Raw genomic sequence first — 394 nt, forward strand, 5'->3', positions numbered from 1 at the left:
TGTGGCTCTCGATACCTCGTCCTCCATCGTCGGCTCGCGTTTGCAGGCGGTCAAGGCCGCAGCGCTCTTCATCACCGACTGGATGCGCACCAACACCGACGTCAAGTATGACGTGCGCTTCGTCTCTTGGTCCGACTCGGTCAAGTCGAGCAAGCAGTATCGCAAGGTCACGTCCGACAACATCGATTCGCTCGAGGTGTGGATCGGCGATCTTACGTCCGGTGGATTGTCGACGAACTTCGGCGCCGCGCTCTCGCAGGCCGAGGCCTTCTTCGAAGGCACCGACCCGAAGAAGACGCAGGTCATCATCGTCGTTTCGGACAACGCAAACACGCTGGCCGACCCGATCTCTGGCGTGTCCGATGCGGTCGACACCATCGACGCGCTCGGCGAC

The 394-nt window shown here is 61.4% G+C and carries 1 protein-coding gene; it reads left to right on the forward strand.

Annotated features, from left to right (window positions below):
* Positions 1–394: VWA domain-containing protein (locus tag EN818_RS30980; RefSeq protein WP_189523988.1), on the forward strand; the 394-nt coding region annotated here is incomplete at both ends.

This window comes from Mesorhizobium sp. M3A.F.Ca.ET.175.01.1.1, assembly GCF_004791945.1.
Taxonomy (GTDB): Bacteria; Pseudomonadota; Alphaproteobacteria; order Rhizobiales; family Rhizobiaceae; genus Mesorhizobium.